The sequence below is a fragment of the Metabacillus litoralis genome (assembly GCF_007994985.1).
Classification (GTDB): domain Bacteria; phylum Bacillota; class Bacilli; order Bacillales; family Bacillaceae; genus Metabacillus; species Metabacillus litoralis.
This window is the reverse complement of the sequence record NZ_VOQF01000017.1, coordinates 52,230-69,378: the sequence shown is the minus strand read 5'-3', so window position 1 is coordinate 69,378 and position 17,149 is coordinate 52,230. Positions and strand designations below refer to the sequence as shown.

The 17,149-nt window shown below is 34.9% G+C and carries 19 protein-coding genes; 5 read left to right on the top strand and 14 right to left on the bottom strand.

From position 1 onward, the window contains the following. Window positions 1–240 precede the first annotated feature (240 nt). Complete coding sequence (locus FS935_RS20335) at window positions 241–1,113, bottom strand: nucleotidyltransferase-like protein (RefSeq protein ID WP_146950478.1); 873 nt, start codon at window positions 1,111–1,113, stop codon at window positions 241–243. 246 nt (window positions 1,114–1,359) lie between these two features. On the opposite strand from FS935_RS20335, the gene FS935_RS20330 reads away from it, so the two are divergent. Then, window positions 1,360–1,716 (top strand): YgzB family protein, encoded by a 357-nt coding sequence (locus FS935_RS20330; protein WP_146950477.1) that lies wholly within the window; start codon window positions 1,360–1,362, stop codon window positions 1,714–1,716. A 94-nt stretch (window positions 1,717–1,810) separates the two neighbouring features. Here FS935_RS20330 and perR read toward each other — a convergent pair whose 3' ends face one another. From perR to FS935_RS20305, 5 genes are all read right to left on the bottom strand, one after another. Next, the gene (gene perR, locus FS935_RS20325; protein WP_146950476.1) at window positions 1,811–2,248 is read right to left on the bottom strand and encodes a peroxide-responsive transcriptional repressor PerR; all 438 of its coding nucleotides are present in this window, start codon (window positions 2,246–2,248) and stop codon (window positions 1,811–1,813) included. 127 nt (window positions 2,249–2,375) lie between these two features. Next, window positions 2,376–3,329 carry a D-2-hydroxyacid dehydrogenase gene (locus FS935_RS20320; RefSeq protein WP_146950475.1) on the bottom strand — a complete coding sequence of 318 codons (954 nt, stop codon included), beginning with the start codon at window positions 3,327–3,329 and terminating at the stop codon, window positions 2,376–2,378. Window positions 3,330–3,572: 243 nt separating this feature from the next. Then, window positions 3,573–4,685: an aminopeptidase gene (locus FS935_RS20315; RefSeq protein ID WP_146950474.1), complete on the bottom strand. Its 1,113-nt coding sequence runs from the start codon at window positions 4,683–4,685 to the stop codon at window positions 3,573–3,575. Between the two features lie 15 nt (window positions 4,686–4,700). Next, on the bottom strand, window positions 4,701–5,171 hold the full coding sequence (gene bcp / locus FS935_RS20310; RefSeq protein ID WP_146950473.1) for a thioredoxin-dependent thiol peroxidase: 471 nt from the start codon (window positions 5,169–5,171) through the stop codon (window positions 4,701–4,703). A gap of 65 nt (window positions 5,172–5,236) precedes the next feature. Next, window positions 5,237–5,638 carry an ion channel gene (locus FS935_RS20305; RefSeq protein WP_146950472.1) on the bottom strand — a complete coding sequence of 134 codons (402 nt, stop codon included), beginning with the start codon at window positions 5,636–5,638 and terminating at the stop codon, window positions 5,237–5,239. Window positions 5,639–5,781: 143 nt separating this feature from the next. Here FS935_RS20305 and fabZ point away from each other — a divergent pair, with 143 nt between their 5' ends. Both fabZ and FS935_RS20295 read left to right on the top strand, forming a co-directional pair. Next, the gene (gene fabZ, locus FS935_RS20300) at window positions 5,782–6,210 is read left to right on the top strand and encodes a 3-hydroxyacyl-ACP dehydratase FabZ (protein WP_146950471.1); all 429 of its coding nucleotides are present in this window, start codon (window positions 5,782–5,784) and stop codon (window positions 6,208–6,210) included. Between the two features lie 20 nt (window positions 6,211–6,230). After that, window positions 6,231–6,800: a histidine phosphatase family protein gene (locus tag FS935_RS20295; RefSeq protein ID WP_146950470.1), complete on the top strand. Its 570-nt coding sequence runs from the start codon at window positions 6,231–6,233 to the stop codon at window positions 6,798–6,800. A 22-nt stretch (window positions 6,801–6,822) separates the two neighbouring features. Here the strand turns inward: FS935_RS20295 and FS935_RS20290 are convergent, their stop codons facing one another. From FS935_RS20290 to FS935_RS20280, 3 genes are read right to left on the bottom strand one after another with little or no spacing between them, the layout of a single operon-like run. Further along, entirely contained in the window at window positions 6,823–7,608 is a 786-nt protein-coding gene (locus tag FS935_RS20290; RefSeq protein WP_146950469.1) for an ABC transporter permease, read from the bottom strand. Window positions 7,609–7,612: 4 nt separating this feature from the next. Next, window positions 7,613–8,404 (bottom strand): ABC transporter permease, encoded by a 792-nt coding sequence (locus tag FS935_RS20285; RefSeq protein ID WP_146950468.1) that lies wholly within the window; start codon window positions 8,402–8,404, stop codon window positions 7,613–7,615. Window positions 8,405–8,413: 9 nt separating this feature from the next. After that, window positions 8,414–9,430 carry an ABC transporter ATP-binding protein gene (locus tag FS935_RS20280; protein WP_146950467.1) on the bottom strand — a complete coding sequence of 339 codons (1,017 nt, stop codon included), beginning with the start codon at window positions 9,428–9,430 and terminating at the stop codon, window positions 8,414–8,416. A 150-nt stretch (window positions 9,431–9,580) separates the two neighbouring features. Between FS935_RS20280 and FS935_RS20275 the strand changes: the two genes are divergently transcribed. Both FS935_RS20275 and FS935_RS20270 read left to right on the top strand, forming a co-directional pair. After that, window positions 9,581–10,870 (top strand): glutamate-1-semialdehyde 2,1-aminomutase, encoded by a 1,290-nt coding sequence (locus tag FS935_RS20275; RefSeq protein WP_146950466.1) that lies wholly within the window; start codon window positions 9,581–9,583, stop codon window positions 10,868–10,870. A 254-nt stretch (window positions 10,871–11,124) separates the two neighbouring features. Next, window positions 11,125–12,192, top strand: coding sequence for an FUSC family protein (locus FS935_RS20270; protein ID WP_146950465.1), 1,068 nt, complete (start codon window positions 11,125–11,127; stop codon window positions 12,190–12,192). A 686-nt stretch (window positions 12,193–12,878) separates the two neighbouring features. Here FS935_RS20270 and FS935_RS20265 read toward each other — a convergent pair. The 5 genes from FS935_RS20265 to fabL form a co-directional block, all read right to left on the bottom strand. Then, a complete protein-coding gene (locus FS935_RS20265; protein ID WP_146950464.1) occupies window positions 12,879–14,621 on the bottom strand; it encodes an ABC transporter ATP-binding protein in 1,743 nt (580 codons plus the stop codon). A 262-nt stretch (window positions 14,622–14,883) separates the two neighbouring features. Next, window positions 14,884–15,414 (bottom strand): nucleoside tri-diphosphate phosphatase, encoded by a 531-nt coding sequence (gene ntdP, locus FS935_RS20260; RefSeq protein WP_146950463.1) that lies wholly within the window; start codon window positions 15,412–15,414, stop codon window positions 14,884–14,886. A gap of 146 nt (window positions 15,415–15,560) precedes the next feature. After that, entirely contained in the window at window positions 15,561–15,821 is a 261-nt protein-coding gene (locus tag FS935_RS20255) for a YgaB family protein (protein ID WP_146950462.1), read from the bottom strand. Between the two features lie 206 nt (window positions 15,822–16,027). After that, window positions 16,028–16,228: a gamma-type small acid-soluble spore protein gene (locus FS935_RS20250; RefSeq protein ID WP_146950461.1), complete on the bottom strand. Its 201-nt coding sequence runs from the start codon at window positions 16,226–16,228 to the stop codon at window positions 16,028–16,030. Window positions 16,229–16,391: 163 nt separating this feature from the next. Next, window positions 16,392–17,147 (bottom strand): enoyl-[acyl-carrier-protein] reductase FabL, encoded by a 756-nt coding sequence (gene fabL, locus FS935_RS20245; RefSeq protein WP_146950460.1) that lies wholly within the window; start codon window positions 17,145–17,147, stop codon window positions 16,392–16,394. Window positions 17,148–17,149: the final 2 nt, after the last annotated feature.

Sequence of the window (17,149 nt, the reverse complement as noted above, 5' to 3'; positions counted from 1 at the left end):
GTACGTTTTGTTAATCGAAATTAACGTTGGCACGCTTGGTTTTGTTTAGTTTTCAAAGATCATTAATTGCCGTTTCACCTAGAAGCGACTTTCTTAATATAACATTTCATTTCCACATCGTCAACTTCTTTTCCAAAAAACTTTTTGAAGAAGTTTAGTACATGAAAAGAAAAGCAAAGCCGCTGTTTTCTGTTTCAGTAACAGCGACGTTTAATAATATATCATCCATAAAAACTAAAGTCAATACTTTTCCTGAACAAAATACGCACGATGATAAATTCCTTTACCTTTTGTTTCGATTCTTTCTATTGATACATAGTTCTTCTCCACTAGATATTCTAATAAGACACTTAGATCAACAGCATAATACTTTAATTCAGGATGATGAAGTAGTTCATTATAATGCCAGTATTCTTTTTCAGACATTATCGTTAAGATATGTGCTGCTCCTACCTCTGTTTTAGAATGTATTAGGAAATCACTAGCTAGAAATAGCAATTCTAATCTCTTCTCAATTGTTTCATCGCTTATAACCAATTCATTATATAACTTATAAACCTGTGGCTCGATTTGTTTCACTTGGTTCCATAACGTTACTTCTGGATAATAACCTCTATCAATTACTTCTAGTCGAGCAAGATGATGAAGTGCATGAACAATATAGTTATAAGCATCTAGCAGCTGATTAGATTCAAAAAACACTTTACCTTCTAAATATCTACGAATTAGTTTTGAATACTCAATACCAATCTTTAATTTCCTCTCTGTAAATGGAAACGTTCTAAGCCTATCAATTAGTTTAACGATATATTCATTACGATCAAAAAGAACCTTCCCATTCAAAACCCAATCCACTATTCTTCTATTTGTACCTAGAAGAATCACTTCATTCAGTTCTTCTTCTGTCATAACCGTTAACGACGCCTTTTTACTTTCATATTCATAATGTTTCACAAAAAGTGATTGCTCTGCTTCCTTAACGATGACAAGAAGCGCTATATCTAAGTTATCTGTTAATGGAGATGTTTGATTTGTTTTTTCTATCATAATAATAGCTAATGTATCTGCATGACTTGCTTTTTCTTGATAAATAGGACGGAGAATATTTTCCATCATTATGCCTCCAATATAATGGGTTTATTAATTCTTCTACATGTAAAAGCAAAAACCCTTTTCAAGATGGTAATTTGAAAGTATTGGAAAAACACAAATTATCACCAATGTCCCTGCTTTATTCATTATAATTAACATTTGATAGTATAAGGAATTGCTAAAATTAATACAATCCTTAATTTAATACTTCACATAACAATTTATCTATCATAAAAGCTATGCTATATTTAGAAAAGGAGGTTTGTTATGGCGCGCAAATATAGTAGTAAAATAAATAAAATTAGAACCTTTGCACTTAGTTTAGTCTTTGTAGGTTTTATCATTATGTATCTTGGTATTTTCTTTCGAACAAACATGTGGGTTATGACAATCTTTATGATGCTTGGAATGCTATCGATTGTAGCTAGCACAGTTGTTTATTTTTGGATTGGAATGCTTTCAACAAAAGCAGTTCAAGTAATCTGTCCATCCTGTGAGAAGCCTACTAAAATACTCGGTCGTGTTGACATGTGTATGTATTGTAAAGAACCATTAACACTGGACAAAGATTTAGAAGGTAAGGAATTTGACGAAAATTATAATCGTAAAAGCATAAAATCATAAAAATAATAATCAAAAAAGAACGGCTCCTACTATAAAGGGCCGTTCTTTTTGTTACTATAAGATAAAAACAAGCTTCTGATTGACGAAGCTTGTTTTAATGAGTTTCTTTCTGCTCACACGTTTTACATGTTCCGTATATTTCCATACGGTGATGACTTACATTAAAACCTGTTACATGTGCAGCTAAAGCCTCAACTTCATCAAGTCCTGGGTAAGAAAAATCCACAATCTTTCCACAACTTTCACAAATTACATGATAGTGATCTGATGTGATAAAATCAAATCGACTTGATGCATCGCCATACGTTAATTCCTTAACAAGTCCAACTTCACGAAATACCCTTAAGTTGTTATAAACAGTAGCAACACTCATATTAGGGAATTTTCCTTCTAACGCTTTGTATATATCATCGGCTGTAGGGTGTGTCATGGAATCGACCAAGAATTCAAGTATAGCATGACGTTGAGGTGTGATTCTAACACCTGTTTCCTTCAAGGCTTCTAACGCATCTTTTAATTGATGTTCAGACATCCGCCATGCACCTCTCTTCTATAAAGATTCTTACTTTATAATGTTTATAATTAGTGTACATTGTAATGAAGACATTTGTCAATTAATCTTTCTATGCATAATATTAACAAAATAATATTGTTTACTCTTAATATCTTTGAACAAGATTAATATTATTATCCATATCTGTCAGTTTACCATCCAAATAATGATTGAAGTTTCTTATGAAAATATCTATTGCACGTGGTAAATATAAATCTGTAATTCCAGATAGATGCGGAGTAATAGTTACATTTTCCATATCCCAGAATTTATGTTTCTTTCCTAAAGGCTCTTCTTCAAATACATCAAGCACAGCATGTTTAAGCTTATTATTTTCCAGAGCAGTAATCAAATGTTCTTCTACGACTACATCTCCTCTACCAATATTAATAAACACCGCTTCACTCTTCATTGTATTTAAAAATGTTTCATTTACTAGAGATTTTGTAGCACTGGTACTTGGAAGCACAGAAATAATGAAATCAGCATCCTTTACAGGTAGGAGGATGTCTTCTTTTTTATATGTGGTATCAAAATGCTCGACACTTCTTCCATCACGATTCATTCCAACTACGTTCATACCGAATGCCTTAGAAAGCTTAGCAGTTGCAGATCCAATTGCACCTGTTCCTAATATATAAACTGTTTTTCCATATAACTCATTCATCTTCACCGAACGATCCCAGTTATGCTGTTTTTCGTTCTCTATCAGCGCTTTAGCTTGGCGAGACACTTGGAGCATCATCGCTAAACAATATTCAGCCATTGGAATTCCATGAACCCCTTTTGCATTGGTTACTAATATTTTCCGCTCCTTTAATATATCAAACGGCAGCTTTTCAATGCCAGCTGAAGCTACCATTACCCATTTTAAATTTGTTGCAGCTTTTATATGATCTTCAACTAAATCTTCTCCATAAGTTAAGATAATATCGGCTCTTGGTATCAACTGCTCTGCTTCATCAATTTTTAGGTCATGGAAAAATGTGATTATCGGAAAATGATTTGCCAGCTGCTCTTTAATAGCATGAGTTAATTTTACAGTTGATAAAACATTCATAGTAATAGTCCCTCACTTTTTATAACTTTGTTGCTCTCAATTTTAAAATTAAACTATGTATTATTGTATATAAAACTATTTGTTATTATCATTACCTCAGGATCAAATAAAAAAAGAGTGCGGAGCTCGGGTTCCGCACTTCCAATCCGGCGCTAACATTTGAGGAGGTAATGCCTTCTCTTTACAGTACGCAGAAATTCCCCTTTTGGCTGGACGTATGCCTTGTTGAATAAAAATAGGCTATTATGATTTAAGATGATTTTGATTTAAACCTTCTAATTCTGGAAGCACAAACTTACCGTCTTTCCGAATAAGAACATCATCAAAATAGATTTCTCCACCACCATATTCAGGTCGTTGGATAAGAACCATGTCCCAATGAATTGCTGATTTGTTCCCATTATCCGCTTCTTCATAAGCCTCACCTGGTGTAAAATGAAGACTTCCACATATTTTTTCATCAAACAAAATGTCACCCATTGGTTCTTCAATATACGGATGGAACCCTATTGCAAATTCTCCAATATATCTTGCACCTTCATCAGTATCAAGAATATCATTAAGCTTCTTCGTTTGATCAGAGGTAGCTTCAACAATTTTCCCATTTTCAAACGTCAGCTTAACATCTCTAAATGTTGTACCATGATACGGACATGGTGTATTAAATGATATCGTTCCATTAACCGAATCTTTTACAGGTGCAGTAAAGATTTCTCCATCAGGAACATTCGCCTCTCCTGTACAAGGAATAACAGGAATATCTTTAATCGAGAAACGTAAATCTGTTCCTGGACCTGTAAGTCGAACTGAATTTGTTTGTTCCATTAATTTTTTCAGTGGAGCAACTGCTTTAGCCATTTTTTCGTAATCTACTGTGCAAACATCAAATAAGTAGTCTTCAAAGGCTCTCGTACTCATCCCTGCTTTTTGCGCCAAACCTTTTGTTGGATAATTTAATAACACCCACTTACGGTTATTAACATAAAACTCAGAAACTGGCTTCATAATTTCTCCACGAATTCGATGCTTCTCCATTGGGATATCAGCCATTTCAGCGTCATTTTCTTCCCCAATGATAATGATGACAGCATCAACATCTTTATACACCTGCATTTGCCATTTTGCTTGTGTTTCAAGCTGTTCACGTTGATAGTTTTTAGCTAAATGAAGATTAATTTCATCATCAAAAAGATCAACATAAGGAAAAGCACCGATCTCATTTGCTTGGTCAATAAGCTCTGTTATTAATGGCTTTGTATTTAAATGACCACGGATAAGTACCTTCTCACCTTTATTTACTTTCACTGAATGATTTAACAAAATAGATGCAAGCTTTGTTATTCTTTCGTCTCTCATATGTTCACCCTCTACTTACGATTGAATTTCTTTTATGTATTGCAAGGCTTCTTCTACATGGTCCTTCACTTTAACTTTTCTCCATTCTTTTATTAACTTCCCATCAGGATCAATAATAAAAGTAGAGCGTTCAATTCCCATGTACTCTTTACCAAAGTTCTTTTTCAACTTCCATACATCAAAAGCTTCTGCTAACTTATGTTCATCATCAACTAATAATTGAAACGGCAGATCATGCTTTTCTTTAAATTTCTGATGTTTTTCCTGTGGATCAGGGCTTACTCCTACAATCACTGCATTTAGATCTGCAAAGCTTTCGTGTTGATCGCGAAAATCACATGCTTCTGTTGTACATCCTGGTGTCATGTCCTTTGGATAGAAATAAAGAACAACATATTTCCCTTTATAATCAGCAAGAGTTGTTTGTTCACCATTGTCAGCTAATAATTCCACACTTGGTACTGCTTGACCTATTTCTAGTGTCATAATAATCCCTCCAAAATAATTGTACTAAAATAAGCGTAACCAACTTTTGCATTTCGTACAACTATTTACTGCTTATCTATACCAATTACTGTTCGCGCAACAAAAACAGCTGGTAGAATATAGCCAATAAGTGCTTCAGTCACAGCTATTAATCTCCCTAAACCAACAGGAACAATATCTCCATAACCAACTGAAAATAGTGTAACTGCACTAAAGTAGAAAGAGGTTCCAAGTTTATCAAAATAATCCCCTGAAATAGGTTTACCTGCCTCAACAAGCACGTGAAGATCGCTTTGTAAACATATTAAAAAAATCATTCCAAAGCCCACTAACAATGATAAATAAAGATAAGTGATCATAACAACTGTTTCAAAGGATAGGAAATTCTTCTGAAAACAAACAATAATAACACTCTTAAAACTCATAAAAATACAAATCACAATACCTATACAAAATACCAGCTGCATAATCCCCACCCTTTTGAACAACCACTTTGTACAATATATACAAGCTCCTCTATGGTTATGAAAAAATAAAAAATTGATATTTTAGTACCAGGTTATATAAGTAAGTGATAAAATGTAATTGTAAATAAAAGGAGGTTTCAATTATGCTAGATATTGTTGATATAAAAAAAATCATTCAACACCGCTATCCCTTTCTTTTAATAGATAAAATTCTAGAGGTTGAAGAGGGTAAAAAAGCAACAGCAATCAAAAATGTAACAGCAAATGAAGAGTTCTTTAAAGGCCATTTTCCTGATTATCCAGTTATGCCAGGCGTATTAATTGTTGAAGCACTAGCACAAGTAAGTGCTGTAGTGATGTTGTCTAAGGAAGAAAACCATGGAAAATTAGGCTTTTTAGCCGGTATTGATAAATGTCGCTTTAAAAAACAAGTCCAACCAGGGAATCAGCTTTTACTTGAAGTAGAAATCACAAGAGTAAAAGGATCAATTGGTAAAGGCCGAGGAATAGCAAAGGTTGATGATGAAATTGTTTGTGAAACAGAACTCATCTTTGCTTTCGGAAACAAATGATAAATAGGTGAGTGTAAAACATGGAAATAACCCTTATCCGTCATGGTCGATCTCTACATACTGAACAAACACCCGTTACTTGCAAAGAACTTCATAGTTGGGTAGTTAAATATGATGAGGTTAGTATTTTAGAAGAAAAACAATATCCTAGTGAAGCAATCAAAAAAGCCACAGAAGCTAACGTTTTACTAACAAGTGACTTAAAAAGAGCAATAGACTCTGCTTCATCTTTAACAAGTGAACGTCCAGTAGAATCTTATTCTTTGCTACGCGAAGTGGACCTGCCAATACCTTCTGGCAATCTCTTTGGTGTTAAATTATCTCCTAAAACGTGGTTAACACTTTTTAGACTTCTATGGTTTTGCGGCTATTCAAATAATAGTGAATCTTTTTCACATGCTAAAGAAAGAGCAAAAAAAGCTGCACACTTTTTAATCAATGAAGCAAGTAAGCATGAATCAGTAACTGTTGTTGGACATGGCTTCTTTAACATACTCGTTACAAAGCAATTGAAAAATGAAGGCTGGATTAGTCAAACGAAACAAAGCTCAAAACATTGGAGCTGTACAACATATAAAAAAAGAGCTTAAGATACACCTAAGCTCTTTCCCTCTAATTCCCTGCACCGCGATATCTTTTCACCCCTGCATTCCATAGAAATACAGATAAAACAAAAAATCCAACTCCCATAAACGGTGTTAAAAATGAATAAAAATACCACTCTTCTTTTTCAAGGAAAAATGCCGCAGGATAAACTCCAACAAACGCAAATGGAAGAATCCATGTTAACACAAAACGAATTGCTGCATTATAAATATCAACTGGATAACGTCCATAGTTACCGATGTTATACATCATCGGCATAAGTGATGTTCTCGCATCAGACCAAAAGCCGATGGTGGCAAGCGAAACAAATATTCCAGCATAAACTAATGCACCACCTATGACAAAAACAAAGAACAAAATAAAATCATACCATTGAAAGGTTAAACCTAATTGAATCGAAGCATATCCCATAATAATGATTCCAGTAACTGCTCCAAAAAGTGATTCTAGCTCCATTCTTTCTAAGATCACTTGAAAAAGACTGTGAATCGGTCTAGTTAAAATTCGATCCATTTCTCCTTTCACTATATAGCGTTCATTAAAATCCCAAATGTTAAAAAACGCACCGAATACAGCAAAAGGTACTAAGAAAAATCCGTATATAAAGATAATTTCATCACGTGACCAACCACTTAAAAACTGGGTATGACCAAACACAACAAGAATAAACACTAAATTCGTCACCTGAAAGAGCATATCAGATAAAAGCTCAACAACCATATCTGCTCGATATTGAAGACGAGTTTTCATATATTGACCAATATATTGAGTTAGCATAGATAAATAGAACATCAACTCATCCCCCTTGAATAATCATTCGTTTTTTCGCTAATGACCATATCACTTGAACTGGAATGAGTAGCACAACTGCCCAAAATCCTTGTAATAAAATAGCTTGTAACACTTCATTACCTTGAATTCCTTCAGTAAATATCATACTAGGAATATAGCTGATCGCTTGAAATGGAAAATAAGCCATCACGTCTTGTGCCCACATCGGATAAAAGCTGATCGGTAACAATAGCCCTGAGAATAAATCGATAATAACTCGTTTCGCTCGCATTAACCCATCATTATTAAATAAGAAAAAGGTAACCATTCCTGTTAATAGATTTATTTGTGTATTAATTATAAAACTAAAAACGAGTGAGCTAGCAAAAAATAGCCATGTCATCCCATTTGCTGAAAACTCAATCGGGAAAACCAACGCAACGATAACCATCCCTGGTACCGAGAAAAACAATAGACGGAAAATCCCTTCACCAAAAGCTTGCATAGTTTTCATTCCTAAATAATTATAAGGCCTAATAAGCTCAACAGCTACTTTTCCTTCTTTTATTTCCAATGCAATTTCACGGTCGATATTATTAAAGTAAAACGCTCTTGCCATCCATGAAACAGCAACATATGTTGTCATTTGAATGGCAGAAAGACCCTCAATCGACTCTTTCCCACCATATATAGCAGTCCAGAGAAAATAATAAGCTCCTATATTAATACTATAAATTAAAATTCCACTGTAATAATTTGTCCGATACGCAAGCATCATTAAAAAGCGGATTCTTATCATTTCAATATATTTATCCATTTTTTCACCTCAGCTTGAAAGGGCCTCTCCCTTTTCATATATGTTACGTATCACTTCTTCTGTAGAAATTTCTGTCACACTAAGATCAATAATTTCATGTGCACCAACAACACGACCAATAAGTTCAGACATCGGAGCTTCTTTATCACTAATGAGTGCGGTCCAGACATTTAACTTATCTCCTTTTTGCCATAAAACATCAAGATCCTGTGTTAAAAATGTTAGTTGATCTTCAACAATTTCATTTTGGAACTGAAACTGAACTTGCTTGCCTTCACCCCAGTGTGATCGTAATTCTGCAAGCTGACCATCATAAATAACTCTTCCTTCATCAAGCATAACAACACGCTCACATAATGCTTCAATATCAGATAAATCATGTGTTGTTAGTAGAATTGTTGTTTTGTATTTTTCATTCATCTCTTTTAAAAATTGACGAATTTTCAGCTTTACTAAAACATCGAGACCAATTGTTGGTTCATCTAAAAACAATAATGGTGGATTATGAATAAGTGCTGCCGCTAATTCACATCTCATTCTTTGTCCCAGTGATAACTTTCTCACAGGCTTATCTAATAGAGGTCCAATATCTAATGTTTCGATGACATGCTCCATATGTTCCTTATAATCTTCATCAGAAACTTTGTATACCTTTTTTAATAAACGAAATGATTCTTGAACCGCAATATCCCACCAAAGCTGTGACCTTTGTCCAAATACAACACCAATAGATTTTACAAATTGCTCACGTTCTTTATGAGGATTCATTCCATTCACAATAACCTGACCAGATGTTGGTGTTAAAATTCCCGTTAGCATTTTAATTGATGTTGATTTACCAGCACCATTTTCACCGATATACCCAACCATTTCTCCTTGCTTCACAGTAAATGAAACATCATTAACTGCTGGAATAACTTTTGATTGTCTATTTAATAAATCACGAAATGCACCCTTAAGTCCTTGTCGACTAGAGTATGATCTAAATTCTTTACGCAAATCTTTAACTTCAATGATATTTGTCATTTTTGTCCCTCCAAATTTCACCACAACTTACTAGTTTACCCGAAAACTTAGCAATTCACCAAATTGTATGCTTCGCATTTTTTAAAGAAGCGGCTTTCATGTTAGAATAAGGCATAATCTCTCAAGTTTTATACACATTAGGAGGAACACATGGAATTTACTAAATCAAATGAGCTACATGAAGAAGCATTAAAACATATCGTTGGTGGTGTTAACTCACCTTCACGTTCGTATAAAGCAGTTGGTGGCGGATCTCCAGTTGTGATGGAAAGAGCAAATGGAGCTTATTTTTGGGATGTTGATGGAAACAAGTATATTGATTATTTAGCAGCATATGGCCCAATCATTACAGGTCATGCCCACCCACATATTACAAAAGCCATAACAACTGCAGCAGAAAATGGCGTGTTATATGGTACACCAACTCCACATGAAATTACGTTTGCCAAAATGCTTAAAGAAGCGATGCCAGCTTTAGATAAAGTACGTTTTGTAAACTCCGGTACAGAAGCAGTGATGACCACAATTCGAGTAGCACGTGCATATACTGGTCGCGATAAAATCATCAAATTTGCTGGCTGCTATCATGGTCATTCAGATCTTGTCCTAGTTGCTGCTGGATCTGGTCCTTCAACATTAGGAACTCCTGATTCTGCGGGTGTACCTAAAAGCATTGCACAAGAAGTAATCACAGTTCCCTTCAATGAAATCGAGCCATTAAAAGAAGCACTCGATAAATGGGGCGATCAAGTTGCAGCGATTTTAGTAGAGCCTATTGTTGGTAACTTCGGAATTGTGGAACCTAAGCCAGGATTTTTGAAGCAAGTGAACGAACTTGTTCATCAAGCAGGAGCACTAGTTATTTATGATGAAGTGATTACAGCATTCCGCTTTATGTACGGAGGAGCACAAGACTACTTAGGTATTTACCCTGATTTAACAGCTTTAGGTAAAATCATCGGTGGCGGACTTCCAATTGGCGCTTATGGTGGCAAAAAAGAAATTATGGAACAAGTTGCACCACTAGGTCCTGCCTATCAAGCAGGTACAATGGCCGGAAATCCAGCATCTATCCTCTCAGGTATCGCTTGTTTAGAGGTACTTAAGCAGGAAAATGTCTACGAAAACCTAGACAAGCTCGGCGCAATTCTTGAAGAAGGTATATTAAAACATGCTCGTACATATAATATTCCAATTACAATCAATCGTTTAAAAGGCGCACTAACAATTTATTTCACAAACGAGAAAATTGTTAACTATGAACAAGCAGAAAACACAGACGGTGAAATGTTCGCGAAGTTCTTTCAGCTTATGCTTCACCAAGGAATTAACCTGGCTCCTTCAAAATATGAAGCTTGGTTCTTAACTATTTCTCATACAAAAGAAGATATTGAGGAAACATTAACAGCCGTCGAACAAGCTTTCAGCAAGCTAAAATAACAAATAATGAAGACAAGTGCACGAGCTGTATCTTGTCTTTATTTATGAAATTCTTTTTTGACTTAGGCTCATAAGAAATAAAATCCATTTTCAGAATATATACACGTTTTAAGATTCTGTTAAAAAGGGAAATGTATCTTGTATATCTTTATTAATCATTGTATAGTACGTTATTAGCAACTTTAGCCATACATATTGAATATAATATGTTCTTTGACTAATCGGATTCAAGAAAGGAATGTCATTAAACATACATGAAATTAGGTGCCCGCATCCTGAAAACAGGGATAGCCATAACTCTAGCTTTATTTTTAGCAGGAATATTACAACTACCTTCTGCAGCTTTCGCAGGAATTTCTGCCATATTTGCTATACAACCAACAATTTATCGCTCTTATTTATCAATTATTGAACAAGTTCAAGCAAATGTCATTGGTGCTGCTTTAGCCATTGGTTTTGGATTAATTTTTGGTTCACACCCCTTTGTAATCGGGTTAACAGCCATCATCGTCATTGCTATTAACATTAAGCTAAAAGCAGAAAGCACAATTCCTGTTGCACTAGTCACTGTAATAGCAATTTTAGAAAGTCCTGGTGATAACTTTATTGAAATTGCCTTAATTCGTTTTTTCACTGTACTACTAGGTGTTTTAGCTGCATTTATCGTAAATATGGTGTTTCTTCCACCTAAATACGAAACAAAGTTATATAACCGTGTATCTGTAAACACAGAAGAAATCATTAAATGGATTAGAGTGAACCTACGTCAAGCATCAGAGCATAATGTGCTAAAAGAAGATATTGAAAAGCTCAAAGAACAAATGATCAAGCTTGACCAGCTTTATTTAAACTATAAGGAAGAACGTAATTATTTTAAACGTGAGTCATATGCTAAGTCGCGTAAATTAGTTCTTTTCAGACAAATGATTGTCACGTCAAACCGTTCACTTGATACATTAAAAAAGCTTCACCGACTTGAAAATGATCTTCATCATATGCCAGAGGAATTTCAAAAAGTCCTTAAGGATGAATTAGACTATTTACTTTATTTTCATGAAGAATCATTATTACGATTTATCGGCAAAACAAAAACACAGCCTTCTCAAGAACTAACAGAAGAAGGTCGCTTTAACAAAAAACAACTAACAAAGGTGTTCATGGAATTCCATCAAAACCAAGATCCAACAGACTTTTATCACCTCCTACCCCTAGTTGCAACAATTATCGACTACAGTGAGCAACTAGAGCATTTAGATACACTTATTTGCAGCTTCCAAAATTACCATAAAGAAGACAACGAAATAAAATTATCGACTGAATAAGGCTAGCGTTGATGCTAGTCTTTTTTAGTTGGCGAATTGAGGGGCAAGTTAGCCCTTTTTAGGTTAAAAGGAATGGTTTTGAAGTTCAAATTGGGCTGTTTTTCATCGGAAAGGTGTATCTGGCTTTGAAACTAGGGTTCGTTCTGCGAAATCTGTCCCAAATCACCCCACCATCTCAGAGATTATCTTCGTTTTTTTAGAATATCAGCGATTTTTTGAATTTATCGGCGATTTTGCCGAAATATCAGCGATTCTTCGAATTTATCGACGATTATCTAGATTTATCAGCGATTCTTCAATATCCGACAAATCACGACACAGATTCACACCACTTATATGTAAAAAAAACTCCAAGTCTCAATAACCAACAAAAACAAACTTAAGTTAGTCATTTTTGGATTGGTTTTTAACTTTATAGTTAGGGATCTGATAGAAATTGTTGTTTTAGACTCTAAACTAAGTCTATCCGACTCCAGATGATGCCTCCTAAAACAAGTATCTGAAATTTATCGACGATTTTGCGGATTTATCGGCGATTTCTCCAAAATATCATCGATTATTCGAATTTATCAGCGATTATCCAGATTTATCAGCGATTCTTCAATATCCGACAAATCACGACAGAACGAATTACTCACACCAAACCAAAAAGCCACATCCCCCAAAAGAGGATGTGACCATACCGACTATTCAATCTGTTGAATCTGAAATAATTTATAATAATTCTCTTGTCTTGTCATTAGCTCCTGATGTGTGCCTTGTTCAACTACTTTTCCGTCCTCGATGAGCACAATTTTATTTGCATGCGTAATTGTGGAAAGTCTGTGAGCTACAATAAATGTTGTACGTTCTTTAGCCAGGTTTTCTAATGCTTCTTGAATAAGATGTTCACTCTCTAAATCTAGAGCTGATGTAGCTTCATCTAATACTAAGATAGGTGGATTTTTCAAGAATACTCGAGCAATTGAGACTCGTTGTTTTTGACCTCCAGAGAGCTTTACCCCTCTTTCACCCACTTTTGTATCATAGCCCTTTGGTAGCTTCATGATAAAATCATGCGCATTTGCTGCTTTAGCTGCAGCGATCACTTCTTCTTCAGTAGCGTCTGGTTTACCAATTAAGATGTTTTCTTTGACTGTGTTACTAAATAAAAATGTATCTTGTAATACCATACCAATTTTTTCACGTAAGCTTTGGGCTTGGTAATCTCTAATATCAAGATGATCTAAAAGAATTCTACCATCTGTCACATCATAAAAACGTGGTAATAAGCTGACAAGAGTTGATTTACCGCCTCCACTCATTCCCACTAATGCGACAGTTTCACCTCTTGTTACTTTTAACGACAAACCCTCGATTATTAATGCTTCATCTTCTTGGTAACGAAAAGAGATATTTTGGAATTCGACTTCTCCTTTAATATCCTTTGCCAGTTTTGCATTTGGTTTATCAACCACTTCATAAGGTACATCAATAAATTCAAATACTCGGTCCATTGATGCAATTGCTTGAGTTAATGTTGTTGATGAATTAATTAATCTTCTTAATGGATTATAAAGCTGTTCAACATAAGCAATGAACGCTACCATTGTTCCTATCGTTAGCTGACCATGAATAACCTGATACCCAGCAAAGCTAATGACGATTAATGGAGCGATATCAGTTAACGTGTTAACAACAGCGAATGTTTTCGCATTCCAGCTTGTGTGATCAAGTGCTTTGTCAAGAAAATTTGAGTTTTCTTTTGCAAATTGATCCTGTTCAAAATCTTCTGTAGCAAAGCTGCGGATAACCGGCATTCCCTGAACCCGCTCGTGCAAATGACCTTGAACCTCTGCAAGTGCCTGTGAACGAACTCTTGTTAAGTGACGCAATCTGCCATAAAAATATTTAACAGATAAACCGTAAAAAGGAAACAGAATGATCGAAACAAGTGTTAACTTCACATCCATTGTTAACATAATTGCAACAGCAATAATAATTGTTGCCACATCAAGCCACACATTCATTAATCCTGTTATAACGAAATTTTTCGTTTGTTCTACATCATTGATCACTCGTGAAATAATTTCACCCGCACGAGTATTTGCGTAATAACGTAAGCTAAGCTTTTGTAGATGAGTAAATAATTGATCTCGAATATCGTAAAGAATTTTACTTGCTGTCCATTGTGCAAAATATTGCCTATAATATTCAACTGGAGGGCGGAGAATAACAAATAAAACAAACATCCCGCCCATTAACGTTAATAATGTATTTGTTTTTTCAGCATCTGACCCAGTTCCACCGATAACATCATCCACAACATATTTAATGACTAATGGTAATAATAGTGGAATTGAAAATTTAATAACACCGATCATAATTGTACCGATAATTTGTAGACGATATGGTCTAACAAATTTCATATATCTCTTTATAACCCCCAAAGAAATCCCCCATTTCTTTACAAAAGGCCCTGTCAAACTTGCTCATTGGTCTGTATAAAGTCTTCATTATACTAATGCCTTGAGTTTGGTTATACCCTTTATAGTCTCCCTTTAAATCCTTTTGTAAGCAGAAATTCACGTTTTTACTTAACAGCTCATAAAAAATACGACCACATATGAAAAAGGCTGACTCTTGCTTATTACACCCCAACATCTTATAATGCTGAAGCACAATATGAGCCACCCTTACTACCCACTACTATTACCTTACATATGTTAAGTATCGTTCATACCACTCATCAATGAATTCTGGAGCAAACGGACCTTTTTTTTGCCGTATCCATCGAAGTAAGGTTTCAAGGTTATTTCTTAAAATTATGTCAATTACTTCAGGATAATTCATTAATTGGCTATGTTCTTCATATTCATCTTCATCCAAAATTGTATAAGTCATATCTGGATAAACCTTTACATCGAGATCATAATCTATGTATTTGACCGCTTCCTCATCCCATACAAATGGTGAGCTTATATTACAATAGTAGTAAACACCGTCGTCTCTCAACATCCCGATTATATTAAACCAATGTCTTGAATGGAAATAACATATTGCTGGTTCTCTAGTAATCCACGTTCTTCCATCTGATTCCGTAACAATCGTTCGATCATTTCCACCGATTATACAATGCTGGGAACCCTTTAGAACCGTGGATTCCTCCCAGACTCTGTGGATGTATCCATTATGCTTATAGCTATGTATTTGGATTTTGTCTCCTTCCCTGGGAAAGCGCACTTTTCTCCCCTTCTTTCGATTTCATTGATCGCTTCATGAAGAATTTCATAAACGTCCACGTAATGTATTTCCTTCCATTATAACGTTTGTGAAATAAAAAAGAAAATAAAAGAAGTCATTCCACGAGAAATGACTTCTAACATTACTTAAGATACAGTTTCGAATTTCTGACCTTCTTCATAAGATCGTATCACTTCTTCTGTTTGTTGCTCAAAAACCCTTTGGATTTTATTTAACTCAACCTTCATATTCTCTATCTCAATCTGAACAGATTGCATTTGTGTTTCATCCTGCAATGCAACCAGTTGTTTTTTAATATCTTGACATCTTTCAATCTCAGACTGTAAATATAATAACTTATCCATCGTCTTTAATTGCTCGCCTACTAATTGATCAAAATTCATCATTACTCTCCTTTCCGCTAAAGAGAAACAAAATAGTGTGTATATATTAAATTCTCCATACTATGCATCAACCCTTTGACTACTTATGTAGAGTAAACAGAGGTTTTGTCGTTTTTTTATTTTTTAATCTTTTTTTTTAAGATGGTATGTTAATTCGCACAAAAAAGACACCTCCCCGTTATTGGGAAGGTGTCTTTTGCATCTGCTAATTAAGAGTTTTGGTTCTTATTAGCTTCAGCTTGTTGGTTGTATTTTTTCACGTGTTGAACATCAGTTGAGCTAGCAAATTCAGTGCCAAATTGGCCTGCACCTGCTTGTCCACCTTGTGCACTTTGAGCGTTTTGTTGTTTAACATGTTGGATGTTTGTACCTGATGCTGTTTTACCAGCTTGGTTGTTGTTCTGTGCCATTCGATATCACCTCCACGAAATATAGATTGTCCCGGAGGTGATTTTTATATCCACAAAAAAATAATTTTTTTATAAAGTTTTTTTACCTTCTGTTTTTAAATTCAGGTATAACCTTAATAAACAAGGATTACTTGCTCAAATATATTTGTAGTGCCAAAGATTTTTAAACTAAAATCGAGCGACCGCCATCAACGATTAGTGTTTGACCTCGAATCATCGAAGCTTTATCTGTTAACAAAAATTCTATTGCGTTTACCATATCATCGATTTCAACCATTCTGCCTGCTGGAGTATTCTTTCTTGCATCTTCTAGTAATTCTTCACGATTAGGGAAATGCTTTAGTGCGTCAGTATCAACCGCTCCACCAGAAACTGCATTAACAATGATATTCTTCGGAGATAATTCCACTGCAAGGTATCTTGTTAAAGCTTCTAAAGCGGCCTTTGATACACCAACAGTTGTGTAATTTTCTAAATAACGTATAGATCCTAATGAACTTGTGCTTACAATATATCCTCCACCATTTATATCCATTAGCTTTGCAGCTTCTTGTGCACAGAAAAGCAATGCCTTACTGTTGATATTCATTGTCCAATCCCAATGACTTTCTTCAAGCTCCATTGCAGGCTTTTGAACACCAGATGCTGCATTATTTACGAATATATCTAATCTGCCAAATTGCTCCTCAATTTGTGAAAACATCTCTTTAATTTTTTCTGGCTTACCAACATTTGCTTTTATCGCAACTGCTTTCACACCAAGCTTTTCGATCTCATTAACAACCTCAAGTGCAGCTGTCTTACTTCTTGCATAATTAACAACAATATCATAGCCTCTTTCTGCTAATCGAATTGCAACTGCTCTTCCAATTCCACGGCTACTTCCTGTTATTAATGCCACTTTATTTTGTTGACTCATAT

What these genes read in the sequence shown, in the direction of transcription:
- bcp (WP_146950473.1), bottom strand. Translation starts at nt 5,171, where the DNA reads ATGACACTAGAAATAGGTCAAGCAGTACCAAGTGTGGAATTATTAGCT.
- FS935_RS20320 (WP_146950475.1), bottom strand. Translation starts at nt 3,329, where the DNA reads ATGAATGTTTTATCAACTGTAAAATTAACTCATGCTATTAAAGAGCAG.
- FS935_RS20270 (WP_146950465.1), top strand. Translation starts at nt 11,125, where the DNA reads ATGAAATTAGGTGCCCGCATCCTGAAAACAGGGATAGCCATAACTCTA.
- FS935_RS20250 (WP_146950461.1), bottom strand. Translation starts at nt 16,228, where the DNA reads ATGGCACAGAACAACAACCAAGCTGGTAAAACAGCATCAGGTACAAAC.
- fabZ (WP_146950471.1), top strand. Translation starts at nt 5,782, where the DNA reads ATGCTAGATATTGTTGATATAAAAAAAATCATTCAACACCGCTATCCC.
- FS935_RS20285 (WP_146950468.1), bottom strand. Translation starts at nt 8,404, where the DNA reads ATGGATAAATATATTGAAATGATAAGAATCCGCTTTTTAATGATGCTT.
- FS935_RS20290 (WP_146950469.1), bottom strand. Translation starts at nt 7,608, where the DNA reads ATGTTCTATTTATCTATGCTAACTCAATATATTGGTCAATATATGAAA.
- FS935_RS20280 (WP_146950467.1), bottom strand. Translation starts at nt 9,430, where the DNA reads ATGACAAATATCATTGAAGTTAAAGATTTGCGTAAAGAATTTAGATCA.
- FS935_RS20295 (WP_146950470.1), top strand. Translation starts at nt 6,231, where the DNA reads ATGGAAATAACCCTTATCCGTCATGGTCGATCTCTACATACTGAACAA.
- FS935_RS20305 (WP_146950472.1), bottom strand. Translation starts at nt 5,638, where the DNA reads ATGCAGCTGGTATTTTGTATAGGTATTGTGATTTGTATTTTTATGAGT.
- FS935_RS20315 (WP_146950474.1), bottom strand. Translation starts at nt 4,685, where the DNA reads ATGAGAGACGAAAGAATAACAAAGCTTGCATCTATTTTGTTAAATCAT.
- perR (WP_146950476.1), bottom strand. Translation starts at nt 2,248, where the DNA reads ATGTCTGAACATCAATTAAAAGATGCGTTAGAAGCCTTGAAGGAAACA.
- FS935_RS20255 (WP_146950462.1), bottom strand. Translation starts at nt 15,821, where the DNA reads ATGATGAATTTTGATCAATTAGTAGGCGAGCAATTAAAGACGATGGAT.
- FS935_RS20335 (WP_146950478.1), bottom strand. Translation starts at nt 1,113, where the DNA reads ATGGAAAATATTCTCCGTCCTATTTATCAAGAAAAAGCAAGTCATGCA.
- fabL (WP_146950460.1), bottom strand. Translation starts at nt 17,147, where the DNA reads ATGAGTCAACAAAATAAAGTGGCATTAATAACAGGAAGTAGCCGTGGA.
- FS935_RS20330 (WP_146950477.1), top strand. Translation starts at nt 1,360, where the DNA reads ATGGCGCGCAAATATAGTAGTAAAATAAATAAAATTAGAACCTTTGCA.
- FS935_RS20275 (WP_146950466.1), top strand. Translation starts at nt 9,581, where the DNA reads ATGGAATTTACTAAATCAAATGAGCTACATGAAGAAGCATTAAAACAT.